At 56.5% G+C, this 26,532-nt stretch carries 21 protein-coding genes and 2 pseudogenes; 16 read left to right on the top strand and 7 right to left on the bottom strand.

Features of this window, described 5'->3' with window-relative positions:
* Positions 1-137 precede the first annotated feature (137 nt).
* The 7 genes from NY023_RS27470 (at position 138) to NY023_RS27440 (ending at position 9,394) form a co-directional block, all read left to right on the top strand.
* Positions 138-815: a heavy metal response regulator transcription factor gene (locus tag NY023_RS27470; protein WP_044047190.1), complete on the top strand. Its 678-nt coding sequence runs from the start codon at positions 138-140 to the stop codon at positions 813-815.
* On the top strand, positions 815-2,221 hold the full coding sequence (locus NY023_RS27465) for a heavy metal sensor histidine kinase (RefSeq protein ID WP_044047189.1): 1,407 nt from the start codon (positions 815-817) through the stop codon (positions 2,219-2,221). The genes NY023_RS27470 and NY023_RS27465 overlap by 1 nt, the downstream gene beginning before the upstream one ends.
* A gap of 470 nt (positions 2,222-2,691) precedes the next feature.
* Complete coding sequence (locus tag NY023_RS27460) at positions 2,692-3,942, top strand: TolC family protein (RefSeq protein WP_049798466.1); 1,251 nt, start codon at positions 2,692-2,694, stop codon at positions 3,940-3,942.
* Positions 3,939-5,402, top strand: coding sequence for an efflux RND transporter periplasmic adaptor subunit (locus NY023_RS27455; protein ID WP_044047188.1), 1,464 nt, complete (start codon positions 3,939-3,941; stop codon positions 5,400-5,402). Before NY023_RS27460 ends, NY023_RS27455 begins: the two co-directional genes overlap by 4 nt.
* Positions 5,399-8,557 carry an efflux RND transporter permease subunit gene (locus tag NY023_RS27450; protein WP_013974884.1) on the top strand — a complete coding sequence of 1,053 codons (3,159 nt, stop codon included), beginning with the start codon at positions 5,399-5,401 and terminating at the stop codon, positions 8,555-8,557. The genes NY023_RS27455 and NY023_RS27450 overlap by 4 nt, the downstream gene beginning before the upstream one ends.
* A complete protein-coding gene (locus NY023_RS27445; protein WP_013974883.1) occupies positions 8,554-8,907 on the top strand; it encodes a copper-binding protein in 354 nt (117 codons plus the stop codon). Before NY023_RS27450 ends, NY023_RS27445 begins: the two co-directional genes overlap by 4 nt.
* 160 nt (positions 8,908-9,067) lie before the next feature.
* The gene (locus NY023_RS27440) at positions 9,068-9,394 is read left to right on the top strand and encodes a four-helix bundle copper-binding protein (protein WP_085982928.1); all 327 of its coding nucleotides are present in this window, start codon (positions 9,068-9,070) and stop codon (positions 9,392-9,394) included.
* A gap of 1,318 nt (positions 9,395-10,712) precedes the next feature.
* Here the strand turns inward: NY023_RS27440 and NY023_RS27435 are convergent.
* Together NY023_RS27435 and NY023_RS27430 are read right to left on the bottom strand one after the other, a co-directional pair.
* Positions 10,713-11,387 (bottom strand): heavy metal response regulator transcription factor, encoded by a 675-nt coding sequence (locus NY023_RS27435; RefSeq protein WP_013974882.1) that lies wholly within the window; start codon positions 11,385-11,387, stop codon positions 10,713-10,715.
* A gap of 490 nt (positions 11,388-11,877) precedes the next feature.
* Entirely contained in the window at positions 11,878-13,221 is a 1,344-nt protein-coding gene (locus NY023_RS27430; RefSeq protein ID WP_013974881.1) for an OprD family porin, read from the bottom strand.
* 401 nt (positions 13,222-13,622) lie between these two features.
* On the opposite strand from NY023_RS27430, the gene NY023_RS27425 reads away from it, so the two are divergent.
* From NY023_RS27425 to NY023_RS27400, 6 genes and pseudogenes are all read left to right on the top strand, one after another.
* Positions 13,623-14,894 (top strand): TolC family protein, encoded by a 1,272-nt coding sequence (locus NY023_RS27425; protein WP_080563836.1) that lies wholly within the window; start codon positions 13,623-13,625, stop codon positions 14,892-14,894.
* A gap of 69 nt (positions 14,895-14,963) precedes the next feature.
* Positions 14,964-16,244 carry an efflux RND transporter periplasmic adaptor subunit gene (locus NY023_RS27420; RefSeq protein WP_013974879.1) on the top strand — a complete coding sequence of 427 codons (1,281 nt, stop codon included), beginning with the start codon at positions 14,964-14,966 and terminating at the stop codon, positions 16,242-16,244.
* Between the two features lie 24 nt (positions 16,245-16,268).
* Positions 16,269-19,430, top strand: coding sequence for a CusA/CzcA family heavy metal efflux RND transporter (locus NY023_RS27415; protein ID WP_013974878.1), 3,162 nt, complete (start codon positions 16,269-16,271; stop codon positions 19,428-19,430).
* Between the two features lie 159 nt (positions 19,431-19,589).
* Positions 19,590-19,913 carry a DUF2790 domain-containing protein gene (locus NY023_RS27410; RefSeq protein WP_013974877.1) on the top strand — a complete coding sequence of 108 codons (324 nt, stop codon included), beginning with the start codon at positions 19,590-19,592 and terminating at the stop codon, positions 19,911-19,913.
* Between the two features lie 206 nt (positions 19,914-20,119).
* Positions 20,120-20,308 (top strand): annotated as a pseudogene (locus NY023_RS27405) (hypothetical protein); the annotation flags it as partial.
* Positions 20,296-20,768, top strand: a pseudogene (locus tag NY023_RS27400) (phospholipid carrier-dependent glycosyltransferase); the annotation flags it as partial. The pseudogenes NY023_RS27405 and NY023_RS27400, both read left to right, overlap by 13 nt.
* Before the next feature lie 86 nt (positions 20,769-20,854).
* On the opposite strand, the gene NY023_RS27395 reads toward NY023_RS27400, so the two are convergent.
* Positions 20,855-21,076: a hypothetical protein gene (locus NY023_RS27395; RefSeq protein WP_013974874.1), complete on the bottom strand. Its 222-nt coding sequence runs from the start codon at positions 21,074-21,076 to the stop codon at positions 20,855-20,857.
* A 266-nt stretch (positions 21,077-21,342) separates the two neighbouring features.
* Here NY023_RS27395 and NY023_RS27390 point away from each other — a divergent pair, with 266 nt between their 5' ends.
* Entirely contained in the window at positions 21,343-21,930 is a 588-nt protein-coding gene (locus NY023_RS27390; protein ID WP_013974873.1) for a hypothetical protein, read from the top strand.
* 56 nt (positions 21,931-21,986) lie between these two features.
* On the opposite strand, the gene NY023_RS27385 is transcribed toward NY023_RS27390, so the two are convergent.
* Positions 21,987-23,405: a heavy metal sensor histidine kinase gene (locus NY023_RS27385; RefSeq protein WP_013974872.1), complete on the bottom strand. Its 1,419-nt coding sequence runs from the start codon at positions 23,403-23,405 to the stop codon at positions 21,987-21,989.
* Positions 23,402-24,076 (bottom strand): heavy metal response regulator transcription factor, encoded by a 675-nt coding sequence (locus NY023_RS27380; RefSeq protein WP_044047186.1) that lies wholly within the window; start codon positions 24,074-24,076, stop codon positions 23,402-23,404. The genes NY023_RS27385 and NY023_RS27380 overlap by 4 nt, the downstream gene beginning before the upstream one ends.
* A gap of 699 nt (positions 24,077-24,775) precedes the next feature.
* On the opposite strand from NY023_RS27380, the gene NY023_RS27375 reads away from it, so the two are divergent.
* Entirely contained in the window at positions 24,776-25,102 is a 327-nt protein-coding gene (locus NY023_RS27375) for a DUF2790 domain-containing protein (protein ID WP_013974870.1), read from the top strand.
* Positions 25,103-25,134: 32 nt separating this feature from the next.
* On the opposite strand, the gene NY023_RS27370 is transcribed toward NY023_RS27375, so the two are convergent.
* Together NY023_RS27370 and NY023_RS27365 are read right to left on the bottom strand one after the other, a co-directional pair.
* Positions 25,135-25,485, bottom strand: a complete 351-nt coding sequence (locus NY023_RS27370; RefSeq protein ID WP_044047185.1) for a DUF3147 family protein — start codon at positions 25,483-25,485, stop codon at positions 25,135-25,137.
* A 181-nt stretch (positions 25,486-25,666) separates the two neighbouring features.
* Entirely contained in the window at positions 25,667-26,101 is a 435-nt protein-coding gene (locus NY023_RS27365; RefSeq protein WP_003131969.1) for a mercury resistance transcriptional regulator MerR, read from the bottom strand.
* 71 nt (positions 26,102-26,172) lie between these two features.
* On the opposite strand from NY023_RS27365, the gene merT reads away from it, so the two are divergent.
* On the top strand, positions 26,173-26,523 hold the full coding sequence (gene merT, locus NY023_RS27360; protein WP_003131974.1) for a mercuric ion transporter MerT: 351 nt from the start codon (positions 26,173-26,175) through the stop codon (positions 26,521-26,523).
* The last annotated feature ends 9 nt before the right edge of the window (positions 26,524-26,532 follow it).

Here is a 26,532-nt window from a genome sequence, read left to right as displayed (position 1 = left end):
CATGGCGTCAGGTACAGGGTCAAGTTAGCCTCGCGGTGCTGTCAGAAAACTGATCTCGACATTACTTTTCCGTCAGCTTCTGGTTGGGCTTCTTTTTTCCCGCAAACTGGAAATGCACCCCGCGTGGATGAGAGCAGATGAAATTACTCGTGGCCGAAGATGAGCCGAAAACCGGTGTCTACCTCCAGCAAGGTCTAACAGAAGCTGGCTTCACCGTTGACCGGGTGATGACAGGCACTGACGCCCTGCAACAGGCACAGAGCGAAGCGTATGACTTGCTGATCCTCGACGTGATGATGCCGGGGCTCGATGGCTGGGATGTCCTGCGCAAGATCCGTGCGGCGGGTCAGGATGTGCCGGTCCTTTTCTTGACGGCCCGAGACGGCGTAGACGACCGCGTGAAAGGTTTGGAACTGGGCGCTGATGATTACCTGGTGAAGCCCTTTGCGTTCTCGGAGCTGCTGGCTCGAGTTCGTACGTTGCTGCGCAGAGGCAACGGTGGTTCTGCTCAAACCACTATGAAGATGGCAGACCTTGAGGTGGACCTGCTCAAGCGTCGAGCTACGCGAAACGGCAAGCGGATCGACCTTACTGCCAAGGAGTTTTCCCTGTTGGAGCTGCTCATGCGCCGACGCGGCGAGGTGCTTCCCAAATCGCTGATCGCTTCTCAGGTGTGGGACATGAATTTCGACAGTGACACCAACGTGATCGAGGTCGCGATTCGCCGACTGCGGGCCAAGATTGATGACGACTTCGCGCCAAAGCTAATCCATACCGCCCGAGGCATGGGCTACATGATGGATGTGCCCGAGTGATGCGCCCGCAATCATCGCTCGTCAAGCGGCTGACCCTGATGTTCATGTTCGCGGTGACTGCTGTCCTGGTGGTTGCCGGCGTCGCTTTCTACGGGCTCAGCCAGCACCATTTCCGGATGCTGGATGAGCAGGCGCTTTCTGAAAAGCTGGAGTCAACGCGTCATATCCTTTCCATCTCAGCAGCGCGAGGCGGGCTCGACGATCAGGAGCAGCAGCTGCGGGCATTGCTCGGCGCACATCAGGATCTGTCGGCGAAAATCACCAAGGCTGACGGAACGGTCCTGTTTTCAGACCCCAAAGCCTCCCAGATTCCTCAGCGGTTCGAGCAGGCGCATCGGGGTGCGGTCTGGGAGTGGCAGGATAAAGCGCAGAACTTCCGCGGCATTACCGCCCAGCTGACCATTGCAGGCGAGCCGGAACCGGTGACGGCCGTGCTGATGCTCGATGTCACCACTCACGCCCATTTCTTTGTCACCCTGCAATGGTGGTTCGGAATTGGTCTGGTGATCAGCGCGATTGTGAGCGCAGGCTTGGGCTGGGTCGTGGCCAAAAGCGGGCTTCGGCCTTTTGGGCAAATCACCAAAGTGGCCACCGGGATGTCGGCAAGATCACTTCGCGAACGCATTCCGCTGGAGCCCGTACCGCTAGAGCTTCAGGAGCTCATCCTGTCTTTCAACGGGATGCTGGGACGGTTGGAGGATGCATTCGTTCGGTTGTCCAACTTCTCTGCCGATATCGCTCACGAATTGAGAACGCCAGTCAGCAACCTTCTGACCCATACCGAAGTGGTGCTCACCAAGAAGCGTGACCTGGATGCCTATGAAGAAAACCTCTATTCGAACCTGGAAGACCTCAAGCGCATGTCGCGCATGATCGACGACATGCTGTTCCTGGCCAAGGCGGATAACGGTCTGATCGTGCCCGAGCAGATCGATGTGGAGCTCTCCGAACTCGTATCAAAGCTGTTCGAGTACTACCAATTCCTGGCTGAGGATCAAGGCATCCAACTGACCCTACACGGGCAGGGTAAGGTTCGTGGCGATCGCCTGATGATTGACCGAGCGCTTTCCAACCTTCTATCCAACGCGTTGCGCTACACCCCGGAAGGCAACGAGATATCAGTGCAGATCGAGCAGACGCCTGAAAGCGTGACGCTTTCCGTGCGTAACAGCGGGGTAACCATCGATCCCCAGCACATTGGCAAGATCTTCGACCGATTCTATCGAGCCGATCCAGCCAGACGCGAAGGCGGCCCAAGCAATGCAGGCCTGGGGCTGTCGATAACCCGCTCTATCATCGAGGCTCATAGCGGACGAATCTGGTGTACATCAGCGGAGGGTGTCACAACATTCTTCATCAGTCTCCCAGCCTCCAAGCGGTTGGTTAGTGCAGCCCCAACCCCTTAATGCTGAACTCATCCCGGTAACCTATACTCGCCCATCATGAATCGGCTCATTCGACTACTCACCCTCCTGATGCTAATCGTGGCGCTTCCGCTTAACGGGATGGCGGGCATCGATTCGGCGACTGAACCTTGCCCAATGCAGGCGATGGGCATGGAAATGATGGCGGGCATGGACCATGACTGCTGCCAGGACCAAGACCTGGGTAAGACTGGCGACCATGCCAAATCCTGCAAGGTCGGCCAGGAGTGCAGGACTGCCAGTACCGTACAGATTAGCTTCCTGACGCCTGGGCTGACTTTCGCCAAGCCACGACCTGCCGATACCTACGCTGTAGGCATAGCGACAGGTTCTCCCCCCGATCCGTGGCGTCCTCCCCGCGTCTGATTCCCTCTTAATTTCACACCGTCGTTCCGCCTAGCAGCGGGGCGATGGCACGCGCCTGGGCGCTGATCTTTCGAGGAATCATTTTCATGACTCCCCAACGTTTTCAGGGACGGATAACCACGGCCGTCCTGTTCATACTGCTGCCGGCTGTCTCGGCACAGGCTGCAACGCTGTCGCTGGATGAGGCGCTGCAACTGGCTGAACGTAACGCTCCCTCTCTACAGGCCCGCCAGGAGCAGGCATCAGCTGCGCGCAGCGCAGTCATTCCAGCGGGCGAACTACCCGATCCGCGCCTGAATCTCGGGGTACAAAACCTGCCGATTGAAGGCACCGATCGCTGGAGCATGAACAGAGACTTCATGACCATGCAGGTGGTTGGCCTGTCCCAAGAAGTACCGAACCGGGACAAACGCAAAGCTCGCATAGAGACAGCGCAGGCCACGGTCGAGCGAGCCGATGCCGAGGCGATCTTCGAACGCTTGAAGGTTAGGGCGGCAACCGCACAGGCTTGGGTTACTGCGTACACCGTGCAGCGAAAGCTTGAACAGTTCGACGCCTTCTACAAAGAAAACCAGCTGCTGGCTTCCACGGTGCGGGCCCGCCTGGCCGGAGGCGCAGGCTCCAGCGCCGATACGCTGGCTCCCAAGCAAGAAGCCGCGCAGTTGGACGAGCAGAAAGACGTTCTATTGAGTCAGTCAGCTCAGGCGCGAGCCGCGCTGAAGCGCTGGATTGGGCAGGACGCCGAAGTAGGCGCGCCGACCTTCCCTGTCTGGCCTGTAGACGCAGCTGAATACTTGCACTCCGTCCATGCCCATCCGGAGCTCAATACCTACAACGCCATGACACGCGAGGCTCAAGCCCAGGTACACCAGGCTCAGGCGGAAAAGAAATCGGATTGGTCCTGGGGAGTGGATTATCAGCGCCGTGGTCCGGACTTCAGCAACATGGTCAGCCTGCAAGTCAGCTTCCAATTGCCATTGTTTACCAGCTCACGGCAAGACCCGATGATTGCGGCACGACGCGCACAAGTTCGCCAATTGGAAGATGAGCAGGACGCTGCCCTGCGCGAGCATCAAGCCCAGCTTGAAACAGACCTTGTCGAGTACCAACGCTTGCAACGGGCAGTGCGGCGCAGTCGCGAAACACTTTTGCCCCTGGCCGAGGACCGGGTACGCCTCGCTCTGGCGGATTACCGCGCCGGTAAGTCGCCGTTGAGTGAAGTGCTGTCGGCACGCCGGCAGCGTGTGGAGGCACTACTACAGGATGTGGACCTGCAAGGACAGTTGGCGGCAACAGCAGCGCGTCTGCATTTCGTTTATGGAGAGGTGCGGGCATGAGGAATAGGTCGATTGGTTTCGTCGTGGCTGCTGCCCTTGCTATTGGAATAGGCGCTGGCTTCTGGCTAGGTGGGAGAGGTGCGTATTCGCCATCGCAGCCCTTAGGTCAGGAAAAAAAAGCGCTGTACTGGTACGACCCGATGTATCCCCAGCAGCACTTCCCGGCGCCCGGAAAATCGCCGTTCATGGACATGCCGCTCGTGCCCAAGTATTCGGATGACACGGCTGGCGAGGAGCAGCCTGCGGTTCAGGTCTCGGCTGGGCTCCAGCAAAACCTTGGGATTCGATTGGCAACGGTGACGGCTGGCCGGCTAGAACGGACCCTAAGTGTGAGCGGCGTTCTGACGTTCGACGAACGCGACTTCAGCGTGTTGCAGGCCCGTACTGGCGGTTACGTCGAACGCGTCTATGGTCGAGCGACGGGGGACATCGTTGCCAAAGGGGCTCCTCTAGCCGATGTGCTGACCCCGGAGTGGGCTGGTTTGCAGGAGGAATACCTGGCGTTGCGGCATTCTGGCGACGCTCAGCTGACGGCGGCGGCACGACAGCGGCTCGTGCTCGCCGGCATGCCGGCCGACCTGATCAACCGGGTCGCGAGCACTGGGAAGGTGCAGCTCTCGGTCACACTCTCCGCACCCACTGCCGGTGTAATCCAGGTTCTCGATCTGCGACCCGGCATGACGCTGACGCCGGGCGCTACCTTAGCAAGGATCAATGGAGTGGCCAACGTCTGGCTGGAAGCGGCTGTGCCGGAAGCCCAGGCTCAAGGCCTTCGCGAAGGCCAGCCTGTGCAGGCGCAATTGCCAGCGTTCCCAGGCGATCCCATACCGGGCAAGTTGACTGCGCTATTGGCCGATGCCGATTTGCAGAGCCGCACGTTGCGCCTGCGTATCGAGTTGCCCAACCGAGATGGGCGGCTTCGTCCTGGGATGACCGCTCAAGTGGCTCTCCATCCCGGCGAGTCTGCCAAGCAAAGCCTCTTGGTGCCTGCCGAGGCGGTCATCCGCACCGGCAAGCGAGACCTGGTGATGCTGGCTGAAGACGGTGGTCGCTTCCGGCCGGTGGAAGTCGTGTTGGGCCAGGAGAGCAAAGGCCAAGTTGCGGTGTTGCAGGGTCTTCAGGCAGGACAGCGCATCGTCGCGTCCGGGCAATTCCTGTTGGACTCCGACGCTAATTTGAAAGGCATCGAGGCGGCGACGGTGCAGGATAGTCAGCCTAATGCGGGGCCAGCCCTGCATGAAGCGGATGGCCGTGTCGTGCAGATAGACGGCACACAGCTCACCGTTGCCCACGGTCCTTTCATCACCCTGGGCATGCCAGGGATGACCATGACCTTCCCTGTGGCTGAGCAGTCTCTCCTTGATGGCCTCAAGATCGGTGCGCAGATTCGCTTTGGCATACGCGAACGCGACGAGGGCATGGTCGTTGAGCAGATCAAAGTGTTGGAGGGCCAACCATGATTGCCAAACTGATCCGCTGGTCGGTAGGCAACCGTGTGCTGGTGCTCCTCGCCACGCTGTTTCTGGTGGCATGGGGCTTCGTCTCGGTGCGTAGCCTACCAATCGACGCCTTGCCCGACCTGTCGGACGTGCAGGTGATCATCCGCACGTCCTACCCAGGCCAGGCTCCCCAGATCGTTGAGAATCAGGTGACCTATCCGCTGACCACTACCATGCTCTCGGTTCCGGGGGCCAAAACGGTTCGCGGCTTCTCCGCCTTCGGTGACAGCTTCGTCTATGTGCTGTTCGAGGACGGCACCGATCTGTATTGGGCGCGCTCTCGGGTTCTTGAGTACCTGAGCCAGGCGCAATCGCGATTACCTGCCGCAGCCAAGCCGGTACTGGGCCCGGACGCCACCGGGGTGGGCTGGATTTATCAATATGCGCTGGTCGATCGTAACGGCGGCCATGACCTGTCGCAACTGCGCAGCCTGCAGGACTGGTTCCTGCGCTATGAGCTCAAGACGCTGCCGGATGTCGCTGAAGTGGCCACCATCGGCGGTATGGTCAAGCAGTATCAGGTCGTGCTCGATCCGCTGCGCATGGCCAGCCTCGGTATCACCCAGGCTGAGGTGGTGGAGGCTATAGGCAAGGCCAACCAGGAGACCGGTGGCGGTGTACTGGAGCAAGGCGAAGCGGAATTCATGGTACGTGCGGCCGGCTACCTGCGATCGCTGGATGATTTCAGAGCGATACCCCTGCGACTGGCTACCAAGGGCGTGCCGGTGACATTAGGCGACGTCGCTACGGTGCAGATAGGTCCGGAAGCCCGCAGAGGCATAGGCGAACTGGACGGCCTCGGCGAAGCCGTAGGAGGTGTGGTGATCCTGCGCAGCGGGAAGAATGCTCGTGAGGCCATCGCGGACGTCAAGGCTAAGCTCGAAACCCTGAAGAAAGCCCTGCCAGCCGGGGTGGAACTTGTCACCGTCTACGACCGCAGCCAGTTGATCGACCGTGCCGTGGAGAACCTCAGTCACAAGCTGATCGAGGAGTTCTTGGTAGTGGCGTTGGTATGCGCAGCCTTTCTCTGGCACCTGCGCTCGTCATTGGTGGCTATCGTTTCGCTGCCCGTGGGAATCCTGATAGCGCTGATCGTCATGCGTCATCAGGGCATCAACGCCAACATCATGTCCCTTGGCGGAATCGCTATTGCCATCGGTGCAATGGTGGACGCTGCCGTGGTCATGATCGAGAACGCCCACAAACGTGTTGAGGCCTGGCATATCCGGCATCCTGGTCAACCTTTGCGGGGAGAAGCGCATTGGAGGGTAATGACGGAGGCGGCCGTCGAGGTAGGGCCGGCACTGTTCTTCAGCCTCATGATCATCACGCTTTCGTTCATCCCGGTGTTCACGCTGCAAGCCCAGGAAGGACGCCTCTTTGCACCCTTGGCCTTTACCAAGACCTACGCAATGGCTGCGGCAGCTGCGCTATCGGTGACCCTGATACCGGTGCTGATGGGGTACTGGATCAGAGGGCCACTGCCTGCGGAACAGCGCAACCCGCTCAACCGGGGCCTCATCCGGCTATACCGTCCGGCATTGGAGGTCGTCCTGCGCCGGCCTCTGGTTACCCTCGCTGCAGCATTGGTGATCCTGCTCAGCAGTCTGTGGCCCTTGAATCATCTTGGGGGCGAGTTCCTTCCTCCGCTCGATGAAGGTGATCTGCTCTACATGCCTTCAGCCTTGCCTGGACTCTCGGCGCAGAAAGCTTCAGAGCTGTTGCAGCGAACGGATCGTCTGATTCGAACTGTTCCCGAAGTGGCCAGTGTCTTTGGTAAAGCCGGCCGCGCCGAGTCAGCTACCGACCCGGCACCGCTGGAGATGTTCGAGACCACCGTTCGGCTCAAGCCCAAGAGTGAGTGGCGTCCAGGAATGACCACGGACAAGCTTATCGAGGAGCTTGATCGCACTGTGCGTGTGCCTGGGCTGACCAACATCTGGATCCCGCCCATCCGCAACCGCATCGATATGCTGGCCACCGGCATCAAGAGCCCAATCGGCGTCAAGGTGGCCGGCAGCGACCTAGGCCAGATAGACCGGGCCACTCTCGCTGTGGAGCGGGCCGCGAAAAAGGTGCCTGGAGTGACTTCGGCGCTGGCAGAGCGTTTGACTGGTGGCCGCTACATTGATCTGGATATCGACCGCCATGCCGCTGCCCGTTACGGTCTGAACATCACCGACGTACAGGCCATCGTGGCCGGCGCCATTGGTGGCGAAACCATCGGGGAAACAGTTGAAGGCTTGGCCCGCTATCCCATTAGCGTGCGCTATCCACGCGAATGGCGTGATTCGGTGGAGGCGTTGCGTCAGCTGCCGATCTACACCTCGCAGGGCGGCCAGCTGACGCTCGGCAGCGTGGCCCGCATACGTATTGCTGATGGCCCGCCCATGCTGAAGAGCGAGAATGCTCGCCCCTCGGGCTGGGTGTACATCGACGTGCGCGGCCGGGACCTTTCGTCTGTTGTTGCAGACTTACGTCAGGCGATCGACAGCGAGGTAAAGCTCGATTCAGGCATGAGCTTGAGCTACTCCGGCCAGTTCGAATACCTGGAGCGGGCGAACGCCCGTCTGGCCTGGGTGGTGCCAGCGACGCTGGCCATCATCTTCGTGCTGCTCTACCTGACCTTCGGCCGCCTCGGTGAAGCACTGCTCATCATGGGCACTTTACCTTTTGCCCTGACCGGGGGCGTCTGGCTGCTCTACCTGCTGGGCTACAACCTTTCAGTGGCCACAGGCGTTGGCTTCATTGCCCTGGCCGGCGTAGCGGCGGAGTTCGGAGTGATCATGCTCATCTACCTGAATAACGCTTGGGCTGAGCGTCAGGCCAACGGCGAAACTACACGAGCAGCGCTGCTCGACGCGATCCGTGAGGGCGCGGTGCAACGCATCAGGCCCAAGGCAATGACTGTGGCAGTCATCGTTGCAGGCCTGCTGCCCATCCTCTGGAGCAGCGGTACCGGCAGCGAGGTCATGAGCCGCATCGCGGTGCCCATGGTGGGCGGCATGCTCACCGCCCCCTTGCTTTCACTTTTTGTAATCCCTGCGGCGTACTGGCTGATCCGTCGCCGCGAACTTGCTGTAACTACCCCCAACCTCTCAGGAGAAATCCAATGAAAAAGCTAATTGTCATCGCAGGCCTGGTCACAGCTTTCGCCGCCAGTGTGCATGCCCAGGACATGGATGGTATGGACATGAAGAAAATGCCAGCCTCCGCCGAGGGTGGCCAAGGCAGCCAGGCGGCGCCCACTGCGCATGCGGAAGGGACAATTAAGGCGCTGGATCCTCAAAGCGGGAAAATCACCTTGGCGTACGGCCCGGTAGCAGAGCTCAAATGGCCGGCGATGACCATGGGCTTCCAAGCTGAGCCTGCACAGCTGAAGGGCTTGAACGTAGGAGACAAGGTGAAATTTGGGTTCCGTATGGAGGGAAGTGTCGCGAAAATCGTGAGCATCCAGAAGCAGTGATTGAAAAGCCTTGAATGATCGGGCACGCCTTCATACCGAGATGATTCGGACAAGCTTACAGAAATGTAATCAATCTTCAGGCCCCCGTCAGGTCGAACGCTACATACCGTCATGAGACGGTGCACTGGCATCTCATCGACCCGATACCGGAGATATGATCATGAACAGTAGCTTTGATGAATGCATCTCGGAATGCATGCGCTGCGCGCTGGCCTGTGAAGTCTGCGCGTCAGCCTGCCTGCGAGAGCAGGACGTAAAAATGATGGCTGACTGCATCAAGCTGGACAGGGATTGCGCAGATATGTGCAAGCTGGCGGCTACCTTGATGACACGAGAAAGCATGCTCGCCAAGGAATTTTGTGCGTTGTGCGCAAGGATTTGCCGCGCCTGCGGGGAGGCGTGCGGTAAGCATAAGGCAGACCACTGTCAGCATTGCGCACAGACCTGTTTGGCCTGCGCTGCATCCTGCGAAGCAATGGCTGCGTAAGCGTTTTCGCCCAGTCAGCTTTCCATGCGCCTGACAAAGGATATGGATACGTCGTTAACCGTCTGGCTAGGGAGACGGGTAGACCGCTGATGTTGAGCATGCGCTCTGGCGGAGCCTAGCTTGGGCAGCCATTCACCAAGGCGCTGCCTTACGGATCTGATGACAAAAAAGCCCGCCTCGGCGGCGGGCTATCAGATGTCTCCCAGGGGAGGCTGTAGGCCAACAAGTCTCGGAGCAAGCATTTGTAGGATACGCCTCTTGGCTCACGCCCACCAGCCAGCTTCGGCCGGAGCGAATGGTTCTACGTCGAGGGCATTGGAAACGGCTTATGTAGGCCCCGTCAATTGGCAGGGCAATCCGCAAAGACAAAGCAGGCCGATTATCCCCTGGCGGTATACCCCCAGGCAGAGTCAAAGGCAAAGCTAGGGGGGAAATCTAGCGGGTACCCCGATTTGAGGGCAGAATCACCAGCTTCACCTACGTTGCACTGGGTTGAGGGGCAGTTTGAAACTGCTATCTAGCGCGACAGCGACCATCGCCGCCATGAGCAAGAGCACAGGTGCGCCTTGAGTACTCAGCACAAAGGCCGTAGCAAACGGCCCCGTGGTCTGCGCCAAGACCATTGGGCGAGCTAATGCTCCCATGCGTGCGCGATACCCTTGCCAAACAGCACCAGAGGCAAGATGACTCTGGCAATAGTGAGAATCCCGATGCCGGCGCCCTACAGCGCTGCTGCAGGGAATGCCAGCCAAGGCACGCCAGGAATGAATAAGCAGATGCCGATGAAGCTCACCAACACGCCGGCACGGCCGACCAGGTTGGGTGAAGATGCCGAGCAAGCGAGAACTCCAATACTCTTGCCACCACCTGGGCCGGCCCAAGGACCATCCCCACCGCCAACACCGTGACCGTTGGAAGGCCAAGTTCCTTGAGCGAGGTGAGAAGATGCACAGAGAGGGTGGCCATGACGAAGGCAATGACCGTGAGTAGCCCTGCAACGAACCAGAAAAGCCGGCGGGCGCCATCATCGTTGAGCGGCGACTGAGCCTGCTTGGTGCTGTAGTCGGGAGGTTAACCTCATCGCCGGCGCACAGTATCAGAGGTAAGCCATGGCGCTGTTAAAAACAATGTCCGCTGAGCGTGCGTCAGCTCTGGCATACGCTTGGCCTTCCGTTACCTGTTGATAATCTATGCTATACTTTATGTCCAGCACACCTCATACGTTTAGTGAGGAAACGCGCGCTAAGGGTCAAAAACAGTATGGCTCGACTTACATGCATGATCCCTGGCTCTGTTTTCATGACTAAGTAGCGGGCGATCAACGCTTCTCAAGCACATAGCCCACACCGCGAAGCGTATGGATCAGCTTCGTCTCGAAAGGGTCATCGATCTTGGCTCTAAGTCTTCGAATCGACACTTCTACAACGTTTGTATCGCAGTCGAAGTTCATATCCCAGACCTGTGAGATGATCTGTGTGCGGCTGAGCACCACGCCGGTATTGCGCATTAGGTAGTGCAGAAGTGCAAACTCTTTCGTCGTCAGATCAATACGCTGGCCGTCCCTGAAGGCCCTGTGACGGCTCTGGTCTAGCTCCAGGTCAGCGACACGAATGATCTCCACAGATGCAGGGTGTTCAGACCTGCGCATTAAGGCGCGAACCCGGGCTAGCAGTTCTGGGAACTCAAATGGTTTGATCAGGTAGTCATCTGCACCGTTCTCCAAACCCCGGACCTTATCTGCCAAACGACTTCTCGCCGTGAGCATCATGATGCGGGAGGGGCAATTTTTACGCCTCAAAAGCTCAAGTACCTGCCACCCATCCATTTCTGGCAGATTGATATCAAGAATAATCAACTCGTATTCGTGTTGCTTGGCTAGGAATAGCCCATCTGACCCGGTATGCACGCAATCGACGACATAACCGCATTCTGTAAGGCCTTGACGCACATATTCCGCAGTTTTTACTTCGTCCTCAATTACCAGAATTCGCATGGGATTTTGTCTCGATATCACTGAGCAATTAACCGCGCACGCGCGCCGGCATTATTGAAAGGAATGGTAAATCAAAATGAGCTGGGTGGGGCCTAAATGACGGATTTGTAATTTCCAGGTAATATGATTGATAGTCTGGAGGTATATCTTTTCGCGGTTTGGGTTCGACAGGTGCGGGCCCTCTCTCCAATAGGTAATTTGACCTTATGAAGTATGTGGTTGTTTTCTTCTTTGTGTTGAGTTTGTTCCGTTCAGATGACGGCGAAGTTACTCATGTCGAGGAAACTGGTCATTGGTGCAGCCATGAGTTTCACCGGCATGCAATGCGTACACTCGAACGGTTGATTGAATTTTAGGTAAAAAAAAGGCGCCCAAAGGGCGCCAAATATCCACCTTTTACCAAAGGAGCACTTAAGCCACTCAAGGTGAATTCGTAATGCACATTTTTCTGAAGAGACCAGTTTACGAATAAACTGATCCCCTTAGAGAATCACAGGATCGAAAGCGGGTACTCAATGATCACACGAGTTTCATCCAGATCCGATTCGAATGCAGTGGCACGCGTGGTGGCCTGGCGCAACCGGAAGGACAGGTCTTTTGCTGGACCAGTTTGCACGACATATTTAACCTCTACGTCACGCTCCCAACGTTTCTGATTGGTGAGCGGATCACCGTTGGCGTCGGTGCGCATGTAGAACTGGTTGGCGTTCGAGTAGTCTGCGCCCGAGCCTCTAGCGTAGCGGGTCATGAACGTCAGACCAGGAATGCCGTAGCTGGTGAAGTTCAGGTCGTAGCGCAGCATCCAGGAACGCTCTTTCGGCGAGTTGAAGTCGCTGTACTGGATAGAGTTGTCGACGAAAATCGAGTCTGACTGACGCAGGTAGTCGAAATCATCGTCGCCGTTGTTGCGTTGGTGCGACAGGGCCAGGGTGTGAGCGCCGTAACGGACCCCGACCTTGGCACTCCAGATATCGTTGTCAAACTCGCCTAGGCGCTGCTTCCCTTCATCCACGGCTTTGTAATAGTTGAAGCCGCCAATCAGCGCAAGGTCGTCATTCAGTGGATAGGCGAAGCTGGTGCCAGCGTAGTACTGGTTCCAGACTTCTTTCAACTGACTGGCGTATACGCTCACGGTCCAGTTATCGTTGATCGCGTAATCACCGCCACCGTAGCCTACCCAAGGCGAGTTAACCGGGCCACCGTAGAAAGTTGCGAAGTTATCATTCAGATTGCTGGAGACCGGCTGGCTCATCGCATGCAGTCGGCCACCCTGCAGGGTGAGGCCCTGGATGCTGGTGTTCTCAACGGTCACACCGCGGAAGCTTTCAGGCAACAGGCGCGAGTCGCCTGATGCAACAACTGGCGTCGACGGGAAAACATCACCCACTTTCACGACCGTATCAAACAAGCGAACTTTAGCCGCCCCGCCAACCTTGGTGTATTCGTCGCGAGCTTCGCCTTTGTTATCAACAGGCATGACGTCGAATGAACTACGACCGCCGTTGCGCCCGTCACCAGTATCGAGCTTAAGCCCTATCATGGCAAAGGCATCAACACCAACGCCGACCGTCCCTTGGGTAAAACCAGAGTTGAATTTGGTGATGATCCCGTGCGCCCAGGCCTCGGAGTAGCCATTGGTGTTGCCCTTGCCGCTGTTGTAAGTGGGAGCTGAGCTGTCGCGGTTATCACGATTGAAATAGAAGTTGCGGTTGAGCACTGTAAGGCTGCTACCTTCGATGAAACCTTCGGGCTTATCTTCAGCTTGAGCAGTAACTGCATAGCTTCCAGACAGCGCCGAAACTGCCGCCAAATACAGTGGTACTTTGATTTTCATCCGATGCTCCTTTGATTTACGGCAGTTTTTATTATGTTTCCGGCGCGGGTGTCGTTATAAGTTCTGAGCCGGCGGCGCGCCTCGCGTAGCGCCGAGCTCATATTTGCAGGCGGAAGATAACGGGATGGTGATAGGAAAATTACAATTTCGTCATCTGGTCGTTATTTTGGTCATTGACGCCGCATGCTAGCCATCTCTCGCGTTCGCAATGAAATTCGGTGGTTCGACTGTGTCATCAGCGTTTTCGGGCATTACAAGCTTTTCTTACGAAATTGTAATTTTCTAGCCACCCCTCTGATAGCTACCGCTCTTTAGAGTGCCATCACCTAATCCAGTGGGGCTTGGCAGCTATTTCGGCGTTCTGGCCAAGCTAACGAAGTTTGTGCACGAGGACCAAGAAAGTGCTCCGGTATAACCGCAATGTCTTATCCAAGACCTACGTCTCACCGTGGAAAATTGCCGCTCTCTGTGCGGTGATTTCCGGGTTGCTGGCACCCACCGCATTTGCCCAAAGCATCAGCTTGCCCCAAGCGCTGTCGACGGCAATGGATGCCAACCCAGACCTCGCGGCGGCACGTCAGGAAATCGGCATCGCGGACGGTGCGCGCAAGCAAGCCGGGCTGATTCCAAACCCCGAAATCTCGTATGAGATGGAGGACACACGGCGTAACACCAGCACAACGACCGTTACGCTAAGTCAGACCTTGGAGCTCGGTGGTAAGCGGGGAGCCCGCGTAGATGTCGCCACATACGGCCAGAGTGTTGCACAACTGGAACTGGACCGACGCGTGAATGGTCTGCGTGCAGACGTCGTGCAGGCGTTTTACGCTGCATTACGAGCCCAAACCGGACTCGACCTCGCTAAACAATCCCTTGAACTTACTGAGCGCGGCCTTCGCATTGTCGATGGTCGAGTTCGCGCAGGTAAATCTTCACCTGTGGAGGCTACCCGCGCCCAGGTTCAACTGGCTGAAGCCCGGTTGCAGGTCCGTCGCGCCGAAACGGAAAAAGCGAATGCTTACCAGCAACTCGCCCAAGTCACGGGGAGTTCTGTGACCATATTCGATCGCCTTGAATCACCAACCTTGTCTCCTGGCTTGCCGCCGCGCACTGAAGAGTTGCTGGCAAAGCTCGATCAGACTCCGGAAATGCGGCAGGCAGTGGTGGAGATTGATAAGAGCGATGCCTCGCTTGGCGCAGAAAAAGCTCAGCGTATTCCAAACCTCACGGTAAGCGTGGGTAGCCAGTACGACCGCTCGGTGCGCGAGCGAGTCAATGTCGTTGGTCTGTCCATGCCTTTGCCGCTGTTTGATCGTAACCAAGGCAACATTCTTTCCGCTTCTCGACGTGCCGATCAGGCCCGCGACCTGCGTAACGCTGTCGAGTTGAGATTGCGCGCCCAAACCCAAACCGCGCTGAACCAGTGGTCCACCGCCATGCAAGAAGTTGAGTCCTACGACAAGACCATTCTGCCCTCAGCCCAGCAGGCCGTGGATACCGCAACCCGCGGATTCGAGATGGGGAAATTCGGCTTTATCGAAGTACTGGACGCCCAGCGCACCTTGATCCTTGCTCGTGGCCAGTATCTCGACTCGCTGGCAGCGGCGACCAATGCGCGTGCGCAAGTAGAAAGGGTTTATGGCGAAGTAGGCTCGACCGCCGGCGCACGCTGAACGGGGCATACATTTTTCTCGGCACTCGGCGTTTAAACCTGCCGGTGCCTACGATCAGCAGGAGTAGCAATGGAAAACAAACGCAAGATCGCCCTCGCGGTAGCCGCTGTGGCAATCCTTGGATTTGGCAGCCTCGCCTGGAACAGCAGTTCCGATCAACAAGCGGCGACTAACGCAGAACATGGTGCTGACGATGGTCATGGCCATGACAAGAAGGCCGGATCAGCTAACAAAGAGAACAGTGAAGCGGAGCATAGTGAAGATGGGCACGGTGAAGAAGGTCATGGCGAGGAGGGCCACAGTGAAGAGGGCGGTGAGGAAGAAGGTAAGCTAACCCTTAGTGCTGAACAGATCAAAGCAGCTGGCGTGACTCTGGAATCGGCAGCGCCTCGTGATTTGGGAACCGTCGTGAGCTTCCCGGGTGAGATTCGTTTTGACGAGGACCGCACTGCGCACGTTGTTCCTCGCGTTCCAGGCGTTGTCGAAACAGTCCAGGCGAATTTGGGTGAGTCCGTCAAGAAGGGTCAAGTCCTTGCGGTGATTGCCAGCCAGCAGATCTCTGACCTGCGCAGCGAGCAACAAGCCGCTCAGCGTCGTGTCGAACTTGCGCGCGTGACTTTTAGCCGAGAGAAGCAGCTCTGGCAGGACAAGATTTCTGCGGAGCAGGACTACCTCCAGGCTCGCCAGGCGCTGCAGGAAGCCGAAATCTCTCTGGCCAACGCCAAGCAAAAAGTCAGCGCGATCGGTGCCTCGGTCAATTCGGTAGGCGGTAACCGTTACGAACTCAGGGCTCCCTTTGACGCCGTAGTGGTGGAGAAACACTTGACCGTCGGGGAAGTCGTCAGCGAGGCGACTAACGCCTTTATTCTGTCCGACCTTAACCAAGTTTGGGCCACTTTCGCTGTACCGCCTACCGATTTGGCCAAGGTCACTACCGGCCGCGCCGTGAAGGTTTCCTCACCTGACATGAACGTGGAGGTCGAGGGCAAGGTGGGTTATGTCGGCAGCCTGTTGGGCGAGCAAAACCGAGCAGCGACCGTCCGCGTTACGTTGACCAATCCCAACGGGGCCTGGCGTCCTGGTCTTTTCGTGAACATCGCAGTCACGTCCCAGACTGATCGCGTGGCGGTGGCTGTCCCGGAACACGCCGTGCAGACCGTTGAGGACAAACCATCGGTCTTCGTACGCACCGCCGAGGGCTTCGACACCCGCCCAGTAAAGCTGGGCCGCCGTGACAGTGGGTACGTGGAAATCACGGACGGCATCGAAGCGGGCGCTCAAGTGGCTACCAATGGCAGCTTCACACTCAAGTCTGAGCTCGGCAAAGCCTCTGCCGAGCACAGTCACTGATGCGAACTGACAGGATGATTTCTTATGTTTGAACGTATCATCAGATTTGCCATTGAACAGCGGATCGTTGTAATGATCGCTGTCCTGATCATTGCCGGTATCGGCATCTACAGCTACCAAAAGCTGCCGATCGATGCCGTTCCTGACATTACCAACGTCCAGGTGCAGATCAACACTGCAGCGCCTGGCTATTCCCCATTGGAAACCGAGCAACGGATCACGTTTCCAGTTGAAACGGCCATGGCTGGTCTTCCAGGTCTTCAGCAGACCCGTTCGCTGTCTCGCTCGGGCCTGTCTCAGGTGACCGTGATTTTCAAGGACGGCACCGACATCTTCTTTGCCCGCCAGCTGATCAATGAGCGGCTACAGGTTGCAAAGGAACAGCTGCCAGAGGGCGTAGATGCCGTCATGGGCCCGGTCTCAACCGGCCTCGGCGAAATTTTCCTGTGGACCGTTGAAGCCGAAGAGGGCGCGGTCAAAGAAGACGGTACGCCCTACACGCCCACCGACCTGCGGGTAATCCAGGACTGGATCATCAAGCCTCAGCTGCGCAACGTACCTGGCGTGGCAGAGATCAATACCATCGGTGGCTTTGCCAAGCAGTTCCTGGTTGCGCCGGATCCGAAGCGCCTGGCTACCTACAAGTTGACCCTGAATGATCTGGTAGCCGCGTTGGAAAGCAACAACGCCAACGTAGGCGCCGGTTACATCGAGCGTAATGGTGAGCAGTTGCTCATTCGTGCACCGGGCCAAGTCGGCAACATCGAAGACATCGCCAACATCGTAATCACCAGTGTGGATGGTGCACCGATTCGCATCAGCAACGTCGCCGACGTCAGCATCGGTAAGGAGCTTCGTACTGGTGCTGCCACTGAGAATGGCCGCGAGGTCGTGCTCGGTACAGTATTCATGCTGATCGGTGAGAACAGCCGCACTGTGTCCCAAGCTGTCGCAGCGAAGCTTGCGGACATCAACCGTACTCTGCCAAAGGGCGTGGTTGCGGTCACCGTTTACGATCGTACCAACTTGGTTGAAAAAGCCATTGCGACGGTGAAGAAGAACTTGGTTGAAGGTGCGATCCTGGTTATCGCCATTCTGTTCCTGTTCCTCGGCAACATCCGTGCAGCGTTGATCACCGCGATGGTGATCCCGCTGTCCATGCTGTTCACCTTCACAGGGATGTTCAATAACAAGGTCAGTGCCAACCTAATGAGTTTGGGCGCACTCGACTTCGGCATCATCGTCGACGGGGCCGTGGTCATCGTGGAGAACGCGATCCGTCGATTAGCACATGCGCAGCACAAACATGGCCGTATGCTCACCAAAACCGAACGCTTCCATGAGGTCTTTGCTGCTGCCCGCGAAGCGCGTCGGCCACTGATCTTCGGGCAACTGATCATTATGGTGGTGTACCTGCCTATCTTCGCCCTCACCGGCGTGGAGGGCAAAATGTTCCACCCCATGGCATTCACCGTTGTGATGGCGCTATTGGGTGCAATGATCCTCTCCGTTACCTTCGTGCCGGCAGCGATCGCCATGTTCGTCACTGGCAAGGTCAAGGAGGAAGAGGGCGTTGTTATGCGCACTGCGCGGCTGCGTTATGAGCCTGTGCTGCAGTGGGTGCTTGGGCATCGGAATATCGCTTTCTCCGCAGCAGTAGCACTGGTCGTTCTCAGCGGTGTACTTGCCAGTCGCATGGGGAGCGAGTTCATCCCAAGTCTCAGTGAGGGGGACTTCGCTCTTCAAGCCTTGCGCGTACCTGGTACTAGCCTCAGCCAGTCGGTGGACATGCAGGAGCGTTTGGAAAAAGCAGTCATCGAGCAGGTACCGGAAGTTGAGCGTATGTTCGGCCGAACCGGTACGGCTGAAATCGCCTCTGACCCAATGCCACCGAATATCTCCGATGCTTACGTCATGCTCAAACCAAAGGACCAATGGGCCGATCCCGACAAGTCGCGGGAGGAGCTCATTGCCGAGGTTCAAAAGGCGGCAGCCAGTGTCCCGGGCAGTAACTATGAACTCTCCCAGCCTATCCAGCTTCGTTTCAACGAACTGATCTCCGGGGTGCGCAGCGATGTTGCGGTGAAGGTTTATGGTGACGACATGGATGTGCTCAACAGCACGGCCAATAAGATCGCCGCAGCGCTCAAAGCGGTACCAGGCTCCTCGGAGGTCAAGGTTGAGCAGACCACAGGTCTGCCAGTGCTGACCATTAACATCGACCGGGAAAAAGCAGCACGCTACGGCCTGAACATTGCGGACGTGCAGAATTCGATCGCGATTGCTGTGGGTGGTCGTACAGCGGGAACGTTGTACGAGGGTGATCGCCGATTCGACATGGTGGTGCGCCTGCCTGAGGCTGTACGCACCGACGTCGCGGGTATGTCTAGTTTGCTGATTCCTGTGCCTGCCAATGCGGCTCAGGGCGCTAATCAGATCGGTTTCATTCCACTTTCGCAGGTCGCTAAGCTGGACTTGCAGTTGGGCCCGAACCAGATCAGCCGCGAGAACGGTAAGCGCTTGGTTATTGTAAGCGCCAACGTCCGGGGCCGTGACCTTGGGTCGTTCGTTGATGAGGCGGCATCTACCTTGTCAACGAAGGTGGAAATTCCAGCAGGCTACTGGACCAGTTGGGGCGGCCAGTTCGAGCAGCTGCAGTCGGCAGCCAAGCGCCTGCAGATTGTGGTTCCGGTAGCCTTACTGCTGGTAATGACCTTGCTGTTCTTGATGTTCAACAACCTGAAGGACGGCATGCTGGTCTTCACCGGTATTCCATTCGCTCTCACTGGCGGGGTCGTGGCCCTTTGGCTGCGTGATATCCCGCTCTCGATCTCGGCAGGGGTAGGCTTCATCGCACTCTCCGGCGTCGCGGTACTGAACGGCCTGGTGATGATTGCCTTCATTCGCGGATTGCGAGAAGAGGGACGAACGCTCAGGCAGGCAGTCGATGAAGGCGCACTCACCCGACTGCGACCAGTGTTGATGACAGCCTTGGTGGCGTCCCTGGGCTTCATCCCAATGGCCTTGGCCACCGGTACCGGTGCGGAGGTTCAACGGCCTCTGGCTACAGTGGTAATTGGTGGGATCCTTTCCTCCACCGCGCTGACTTTGCTGGTCCTGCCGGCCCTGTATCATTGGGCACATCGCAAGGATGAAGACGGCGACGAGGCAGAAGCCGTAAGCTGATCCCCCCAGATACAAAAACCCACAACACGCGTTGTGGGTTTTTTGTTTTATATGAAATAGATGCACTTACCTTTCAAAATTGTAAGTTTCTCGTCATGCCGGTGATGCCTCTGCGTTGCTAAAGTTACGCCCGAGATGATTTGAATTTGAGAGGTTCCTATGAAAAAGCTAATTGTTGCTGCTGCACTTGTTATGTTCTCGATGGCTTCGCAGGCTTATACTTACTCTGAAAGCAAGCAGCTGCAATACATCAAGGAGCATCAGACTGCTGTAGCGAACTATGCCGAGAGAAATGGCAAACCGATGCCGGAGATCCAGGACTACAATTACGGCATGAAGATCGATGTTGCGAAATTCGTGCGTCAGTCCCAAGACCCGCGTACCTGCCAAGTTTACCCGCGATTGATGACCTTCGAGGACTCTCAGGGTACGCTTAAGACGGTTCGCTACTCCATGTACTCGCAATGCATCAACAACAAGTAGTAATTGCTGTGAGTAGAATACTTAGAGAATTCATAAATGCCAGGCAGTGCCTGGCATTTTTTATTGAGCTCGATGAACGTCATTTAGGCTAGATGCCTTAATGACTGCCCCTGGGTTAGCTGTGAAATAAATCTCAACTACACAACAGTAATGTCTTTCAACTGCATAGAGCAGTTTATAGTCTTGCCCCCCAGAAGGGACGAGTTATGAAAAGTTCGCTTGAACGCCCAGATGACCAAGCAGAGCATGAAGGGCTGAGCCATGAGCACGACGGCATCTTTGGCATGAACACCGAGCTGGTTTTCGCGCTGATCTGTGGTGCCCTGCTCGGAGCCGGAGCGCTCGCAGGAAAACTAGGGCTGATCGACTGGCTGCCGCTGGTTCTGTACCTGTCTCGGCGTTGCTCCTGTCCGGTCGGATCAATGAGGTTGGCCGAAGGATCACCAGGGCGCCGCCGCGAGCGTTGATACTGCCAATCATCGGCGTCGACATCATCTATGCCGGGGTGTTGATGCAGAGGCCTCAGAACCAGCGAGATGTCGTTCAGGCCTGGTTGAATGTGCTCAATCGGCCCCTCTGATCTACCCTGGTCGCCGCTCGAATTCCTCGGAGTTCTACAGCAGCGGGAAGTCCGAAAACATCCAGTACCCAGCAAAGTGGCCTCGTGACAGCTCATTCTACCTGTCCCGGCGCTTACTCGACAGCAATGCTGAGCTGCCTGCCAACCTGGGCTGTGTCGAGATCACCGAAGCGAACGCCAGTCAGCTGTTGCTGTGCCGTTGGAAAGACGCCAAGCAAGGTACCGAAGGTCTGGTCGGAGACAGTAATGCGGAAACGCCTCGTACAAACGAAGGTAAAATTCCAGACACAAAAAAAACCAGGTTTTACCCTGGCTTTTTTGTCGATTGCTTTCGTCATTTAAAGTCCTATTTAACCGCCGTTTAGTTATCGGCTTGTTCCTTACCATCCTTGCTTTCTTTCTTTTGCTCTTGAGCGACTTGTTGTTTGTTCTGGTCCGAAGAATCGTCGCTCCATAAGCGAGCCTGTTCATTTCGGAAGTTTTCCTGGAACTGTTTCGCTCGTTCGTAACCACCTTCAGCGTAAGCGGTACCCACGAGACCAAGCAGCAGGCTGCCAATAGCGATAGATTTGACAAATTTCATTGTGTGCCTCGGTTCTTACTAGGCCTGCCTGACTGACGGCCTTTGTTGGTTTGTAGTTTAGGAACGCGAAGCTAACGACAAGGTGAGTCAATAATTACAATTCCGTAATTTAGGCGGCTGGCCGGATGCGCCCAATCTGCAAATCTGGAAGGATCATGTCTATCTCGCTTGTGTCGAGGCTGACTTCAAACTGTTCCGTAAATTACATTTTTGATATCTAACAAAATAAAACCGTGCGCCGTCACCGGCCGCTCTAGGAGATAGCCATGAATGACATAGAGCCTTGGTCAGTTGCCATCGGTGACTTCCGCCGAAGCACTGAAAAACTCACTGTTCAGCTCGATGAGCTGGCCTCCCAGACCAGGGCCTGCAACGCTGTTCTGGAAAAGTCGAACGAGCTGGTGGAGGAGGTTGACCTTGTCAGTCGGCAGATTCAGGAGGAGGTACGAAAGGCTGAGAAAGCCTGGTCCAATGCCGAAGAGGTCGTCATCCGCGCTGCGGCAGAGGCATATTCCGCTGCCGCTCGTGGAGTCGAGACCGCCATCCAACCGCTGATTTCGGAGCTTACTGCCGCGACAAAATTAGCGGATGCCTCGATCCTGGAGCTAAAGCGGGCACCGGTGCTGGCCAAACGTTATGTCATGGTGGTGGCGACAGCATTCTTCATCCTGGCACTGATCTGTGTGTACTCGACCATGCAGTTCATTGAGGCCGCCGGCAGTGTGAGCGCTCAGGAAAAAGTGAATGCCCAATACTTCTCCCACCTGTGGAGAAACGCCAACCCAGAAGAGCAAAAGATCATAAAGTCGGTAATTCTGCGGTCACCTATGGACCCTGTGGTGCTTAGGCACTGAGGCATTGCATAGACAAAAGGCCCGTCGATTGACGGGCCTTTTCAAGTGGGCGCGCTTCAAGCAGCGGTCTTTGCCGACTGCTTTAGCTGGGCTTCGGGAAAGTGAAGGTGGAACCAGGTGAAATTTTCCTCGGTCACTTCCACGCTCGCCGAGCCTTGATGCAGGCTCATGATCGACTGCACGATGGCAAGGCCAAGACCGGTCCCCCCTTCGCTTCGTGCTCGGCTCTTATCTACGCGGTAGAACCGTTCAAACAAATGCGCATGGTGTTCCTTGGCGATCCCGCGGCCCGGGTTGCCGACGCTCAAGGTCGTGCCGCTACCACCGCGTTGCACTTTCACGTAGACCGTGCGACCGCGAGGGCAGTAGCGAATCGCATTTGACACCAGGTTCGAGACGGCTCGTTGAATCATCAGGCGGTTACCGCGCACCACGTCATCACTGCCAGAGATCTGCAGCTGGATCTCGCCATCCTCTGCCGAAATGCTGAAGAGATCACACACCCGCTGAACTTCATCGACCAGGGACACAGGTTCGAACTCCACCATGGATGCCGGATGACTGACCTGAGCGAGGAACAGCATGTCGGAAACCATGCGGCTCATGCGGTCCAGCTCTTCTGTGCACGACTCCAGCACTTCCCTGTACTCGGGAAGGGATCGCTCTCTGGTCAGTGCAACTTGGGCTTTACCCATCAGGTTGGATAGCGGCGCTCGCAGTTCGTGAGCAAGATCGTCAGAAAACTGCGAGAGCTGCTGAACCCCGTCATCCAGGCGAGCCAGCATGATGTTGATACCGTCGGCGAGCTCTTTGAGTTCTGCTGGCATTCCATTAGTCGGCAGACGATGGTCAAGACTCTCGGTGGAGATCTTCGAGGCGACTTTCAGGAACTTGGTCAGAGGCAGCAGACCTCTGCGTACGGTCCACCAGCCGATTGCGAGGATCAGCGCGATGATGAGCGGGGAAATCATCAGGGCCCAGGTGAGCAATGCATCAAGCAGCGCTTCATTGGACGACTGGTCCATAGTCATGTACACGCTGACTTCGGTTCCGTCGCCCAAATTCATGGTGCGAGAAGCTGTCAGCAAGGGGCGGTCCTGGGTGTCGCGCCACTCATGTTCCTTCGGCTGTGCGGATGGTTGAAACTTGTGCACCTCCACGTTGACCTGCTTCGAGCCAATCGAGAGCAGGGGCGTTTCACTCTGCGCCGACTCGAAAATGCTGACGTACAGGTTGTTGTGGCCCATCACCAGATCCACAAGCTGATGTGCGTCTGCGTTGACTCCTGAGATGTCGGAAATCATGGACAGGTTGTGAGCCATGCCCGCCATCTTCACTTCCAGGTCACTGCGGGCATTTCGCTCTAGCGCCTGACCCACCATCAGATACCCGAAGGTGGCGAACAGAAGCAGCAACGCTGCGCTCATCAACCCCACCTTTAATCCCAGCTTTGCAGCCAGGCTGAATGGCCTCATGCGCGTTCCTCAAAAACGTACCCTACGCCACGAAGCGTGTGAATGAGCTTGGTTTCAAACGGGTCATCGATCTTTGAGCGAAGGCGCCGGATAGCGACATCGATGACGTTGGTATCGCAGTCAAAATTCATGTCCCAGACCAACGAAATGATCTGAGAACGAGTCAGCGCTTCGCCCGTCCTGCTCATAAGCAGGTGCAGGAGCGTAAATTCCTTTGTGGTGAGATCGATGCGTGTGCCAGCGCGGAAAACCCGATGGCGCACTGAGTCGAGTTCCAAGTCGGCAATTTTCAGCGAACTCTTCTCGACTAATTCATCACCACGCCGCTGCAGCGAACGGATTCGAGCGAGCAGCTCCGGGAATTCGAAGGGTTTGACAAGGTAATCGTCGGCTCCGCCATCCAAGCCTTTGAGCTTGTCGTTGATGCGACCACGAGCGGTCAGCATGATGATGCGGACCCGGCTGGTTTTCCTGATGGTTTCCAAAAGGTCCCAACCGTCGATGCCAGGAAGGTTTACGTCCAGCAGAACCAACGAATAGACGTTAGTATTGAACAAGTGCAGGGCGTCAACACCATTGTGCACGATATCTACGACATACCCGCTTTCGGATAGGCCCTGCTGAAGATATTCGGCAGTTTTAATTTCGTCTTCCACAACTAGAACGCGCATAACTTATCTCAAGGTGTGAGGAAGGAATTGGCCTAATCCGCCAAGACTGTGGTTGCAGGCAGTTTGAAGGTTCGGCTGAGTGCATGACATCTGGTAGTCGCTACCTCTGTCCATACGCCGGGGTCACCTGAGGACGCTTGAATCTTAACGCGAAGACGCTGGCCGCGGCGAAATCCTACAAATTTGTAATGTAGCCGCAAGATTGCTGACAGTCATGACGGCTTTCCCTACTGAGCTTAGCGGATTCTGTGGCTTGCAGCGGTTATCAGTCCTCAGGACTGACAGGAGGATTCGGCCGAGAGGGGTGGCGTTTCTGCCAAGCTGCTCAGCATTTATGGCGTTCAATCCTACAAGCTCAAGCTCCGAGTGGTAGCAAGCCACCGATCGTTCGCCCCTTTGATAACGGGCTTAAACCGGCCAGCATGCATGGCTTTTCATCTTAATTGGGCAAGAATAATTACTTTACAATCTATTACATGTCCAAATTGTAATTTCACAATCATCTTGTCGTTAGCCGCTTTTGCTAGTTTAAGAACAGCACACAGGCAGCGCTGCTTTGGGCCAGTCTCATCTGAAGCAGCATGGCGGGAGTAACGATACCCTGCTCACGCCAATGCATTCACCTTGGAACCATACGCTCCTTTGGTAAGGTGAATTTTAGCGCCCCGCCATGGGCGCTTTTTTATTAATGGACTTCTCATGAAAACAACTATATCGGCTATTGCCGCGTTCATGCTTTTCTCTGCACTGTCGACAAATGCCCAAAGTAGCGTTCAGATCAACGACGATCTTGAGCAGTCTGCCAGGAAGGCTACAGAACGCTATGCACAGAGCGTGAAGAAACCCATGCCCGAGCTTGAAGATTACGCATACGGTATGGATTTGGACGTTGGCAAGTTGGTGTACGTCTCGCCTAGCGTGCGGTACTGCGGGAATGTGAGAAGCATGATGACTTACGAGGATTCCAAGGGCGAACTGCACATGGTTCGCTACCTCGTGAAAGGTGAGTGCATCAACAGCCGGTAAGCGGTGACCGAGTGCTTTCCTCTACACCCGACTCAAAGCAACTCGATGCCCAATCGCCTTAGAAGTAGGGCAAATCCTCCGAAGCTCGCCATGGTGATGAGGATGCTGGAGATAAGTGTTGGCCAGAATCCCAACTTGGGCAGCAGTGCCGGAAACGCGATAAACATCGGCAGCGTTGGAATCACATACCAGAACGTGTACCAGGCATGATTGGAAATCTTCTCCATGCTCTGGTTCTCCAAGTAGAGCCAGATGAGCGTCAAGACGGTGACCAATGGCAGGGCGGCAACCAAGCCGCCCAGCTTGTCACTGCGCTTTGCCAGCTCAGACACGATAATCACTATCGCGGCAGTGACCAGGTACTTCGTAATGATCCAAGCCATCGCTGAACCTACTTGAGCTAGTGGAGTGGATCTCCTGGGATCATTCGCCAGGCACTCACGACGTGCTTGGGGGAACCGCAGAATTCGGAAAAAATCGTACGCTAAGCTAACGGTGTTCTCGTGACAGCTCTTTGACTAGGCTTTCTAAGGGGTCGTCTCAGAAAACGGAAAATAAAGCACGCTAAGGCATAGCCGAACCTGCCAAGCTTGCTCCACCCTGTAGTGACGCGATCAGCGGGCAGGAAACGTTCCCCCTTCGCGCATGGCAGGCGCACACCAACTCAGACAGCACGGCCTCCATGCGCGCCAGGTCAGCCATTTTCTCGCGCACGTCCTTGAGCTTGTGCTCGGCCAGACTGCTGGCTTCCTCGCAATGGGTGCCATCCTCCAGCCGCAGCAGCTCGGCGATCTCATCCAGGCTGAAGCCCAGCCGCTGGGCTGATTTCACGAAGCGCACCCGCGTTACATCCGCCTCGCCATAGCGGCGGATGCTGCCATAGGGCTTGTCAGGCTCCAGCAACAAGCCCTTGCGCTGATAGAAACGGATGGTCTCCACATTGACCCCGGCCGCCTTGGCGAAAACGCCAATGGTCAGGTTCTCCAAATTGTTTTCCATATCGCTTGACTCCGTACATGAGTACGGAAGTAAGGTTACGCTATCCAATTTCAATTCGAAAGGACAAGCGCATGTCTGAACCAAAAACCGGGCGCGGCGCGCTCTTCACTGGAGGGCTTGCCGCCATCCTCGCCTCGGCTTGCTGCCTCGGGCCGTTGGTTCTGATCGCCTTGGGGTTCAGCGGCGCTTGGATCGGCAACTTGGCGGTGTTGGAACCCTATCGCCCCATCTTTATCGGCGTGGCGCTGGTGGCGTTGTTCTTCGCCTGGCGGCGCATCTACCGGCAGGCAGCGGCCTGCAAACCGGGTGAGGTCTGCGCGATTCCCCAAGTGCGAGCTACTTACAAGCTCATTTTCTGGATCGTGGCCGCGCTGGTTCTGGTCGCGCTCGGATTTCCCTACGTCATGCCATTTTTCTACTGATCGGAGTTC

The sequence above is a fragment of the Pseudomonas sp. NBB genome (genome assembly GCF_032701105.1).
Taxonomy (GTDB): domain Bacteria; phylum Pseudomonadota; class Gammaproteobacteria; order Pseudomonadales; family Pseudomonadaceae; genus Aquipseudomonas; species Aquipseudomonas asiatica.
This window is presented reverse-complemented; position numbering and strand designations above follow the sequence as displayed.